This window comes from Bacteroides faecis MAJ27 (assembly GCF_900106755.1).
Taxonomy (GTDB): Bacteria; Bacteroidota; Bacteroidia; order Bacteroidales; family Bacteroidaceae; genus Bacteroides; species Bacteroides faecis.
The window spans coordinates 1-2,494 of the sequence record NZ_FNNN01000065.1 but is presented as its reverse complement, the minus strand read 5'-3'; the positions used below and the strand labels follow the sequence as shown (position 1 = coordinate 2,494).

1 protein-coding gene is annotated in these 2,494 nt (G+C 38.9%); it reads right to left on the bottom strand.

All coding sequences use genetic code 11. The features are described from left to right. Positions 1 to 114: 114 nt before the first annotated feature. Positions 115 to 1,920: a reverse transcriptase/maturase family protein gene (locus BLW31_RS23625; protein ID WP_029425439.1), complete on the bottom strand. Its 1,806-nt coding sequence runs from the start codon at positions 1,918 to 1,920 to the stop codon at positions 115 to 117. Between the last annotated feature and the right edge of the window lie 574 nt (positions 1,921 to 2,494).

Here is a 2,494-nt window from a genome sequence, read left to right as displayed (position 1 = left end):
GGTAGGCTAAGCATCCAACGCCCTGCCGTATTACTACGGTGGGTTTTCGGAAGCTCGCCCCCAAACCGGACGTACACGTCTCCGCGTATCCGGCTTTCTACTAATAATATCAATCTATTCATTGTTACTGAGTTTTTTGTAACACTTACCACATATGGCAATAGTCTTTCGTTTGCGAGCCATCATTTGTTTTTCGCAGGTAGTTTTCCCTTGAAGATTTTTTAATTTTCTCACATGGTGCATCACTAACTTATCGACTGCTCCACATAATTCACATTTTTCCGCTTTCAGTCTATCTATAAGACTTGTGTTTGTAGGATGATATGTGAATTTGGGCAAGTTGTCTAAATCCTTAATGTTCATTGGATTTTTCTTTTTGAACCCACCATGATAAAAGGTCAAGTCTTTGGCAGTACCGTTCTTTAAATAGTATCTGACTGAAAAAAGTCCATTCTTGGTGTACTTTTTTCGGATTTGCGACATCGTTGTCCGATATTTCTGCGCAAATGTTTTGTACATACTATATTTCATGATATACCCAAGTTTTGACAGACTACTACAATTATTAGCCAAACAATAGTAATTGTAAATGCCCTTTATTTCCTTGTTGTACCTGTCAAGTATCTCAAAGTCATTGTTGTTTGAAAGTTTGGGACGGGATTTTGCTTTCCAATACTCCTTGCCGTTGTGTATCTTTATTTCTAAAACACGATATTCGAGCAACTTTTTCTTAAACGTATCCTTTCCAAGTGCCAATTGTATCCTCTTATTGAAGACACGTCTTAGTACTCCGTATTTGCTTCTTTTGGTGTCATTGGATTTCCTTACAAAAATCTCATATCCGAGAAATTTTGCAGCGTTTTCAGCATGGGTGATAAGTGTTTTCTCATCGGACAGTGTAAGAGCCAACTTTTCATAGAGGAAGTTCTTTATGTCCTCTTTGATGATGATAGCATCTTGTTTACTGCCAATAATTCCAATTAGAAAATCATCCGCATATCTCACATATTTGAGTTTTCTGTAGTTCATATCCATTTCGTCACCATCAGAATACTGCAAACCTTCTTTTTGATAAGCCTTATATTGTCTTATCAATTCTGACCTTTCACTTTTGTCTTTTACCACTTTCAACTTTTTCAGAATACGGTGTCGTTTGCCTTCAAGTGATACTACCTGTTTAGTTCTTTTCCGTTCTTTCCCCTTATCAAATTTTTCAGTGTATTCCTTCATGAATTTATCCAACTTATCAAGGTATATGTTTGCCAAGATAGGGCTGACAATTCCGCCTTGCGGTGTTCCGCTGTAGGAGTTATGAAAGTTCCAGTCTTCGACATATCCTGCATTCAGAAATTTTCTAATCAAGCGAATAAATCTTTCGTCAGCGATACGTTCTTTCAGAATACCTATCAGTATCTCATGATTGATATTGTCGAAAAATCCCTTAATATCACCTTCTACGAACCATTTCACGCCCGAAAATGTCTTCTGAATATCAGACAAGGCAGTGTGGCAGCTTCTTAGAGGTCGGAAGCCATGTGACGTTTTTTCAAACTGTCTTTCATAGATGGCTTCCAATATCATTCTGACCACTTCCTGCAATAATTTATCATTAAAAGCTGGTACACCTAATGGACGCATTTTCCCATTTTTCTTTGGGATATACATCCGTTTTGAGGGTTGGGGTTGATAACTTTCATCTTTCAACGATGTTATCAGTTGTTCAATTCGGTTCAGGCTCATTTGGTCAATGGTTTTCCCATCTGCACCTGCTGTCATATTGCCCGGTTTCGCATATATGCGTTGGTAGGCAACGTAATACATTTCCTCATTGAAAAAGATACGGTACAAGCGTTCAAACTTGTAATTCAAATTTTCACTGTGTTCCGTTAGACTGTTTAATACATACTCTGGACTTCTCATAATGTCTCTCACATTTTCCGTTATTTGCATTAAAATTATTAGCTGCTTCCCTTCGCCATGTACAAGGCTTTCCCCTGCTCAGACTACTACGGAAGCTCCGTTGCCTTGTCGGATTTTCATAGGTCTGTACCTAATAGCCTTGCGGCGTTCCGATTTAGGCAATCCCCGTTTACGATATAATAACATGGCTATGATAGATTGTCGGATATGACTTCCGCCCGTTACCGCTTACTGCGGTTGTGCCGTAATTTGTTCCTGCCTCTACTACACGACGCTCGCAACAGAGGTATTACGGTATAGCGAGTTAAGTTATCTTTCACTATAAAACATACTGGGTTCACTTGGACTATCATTCAATCAGTTTGGATTTTATCCTCGTATCTATCTGTTTCATCTCACCATTCAGTTGCAATTTGATAACTAATTGACTTATGGCTTTCCAGCGTGCTATACTCCCTGCCGTCCTTTCGTGGGCAGATAAGCTGGTGATGATAGGTAAATATTGGAACACTTACCTAATAGCTTGCCAATGCTACATTTATTATATCGCCTATACGGGCGCACCATCGTAATA

Bases quoted from the DNA above. Each gene is read 5' to 3' on its own strand.
- BLW31_RS23625 (WP_029425439.1), bottom strand. From the start codon at position 1,920: ATGAGAAGTCCAGAGTATGTATTAAACAGTCTAACGGAACACAGTGAA.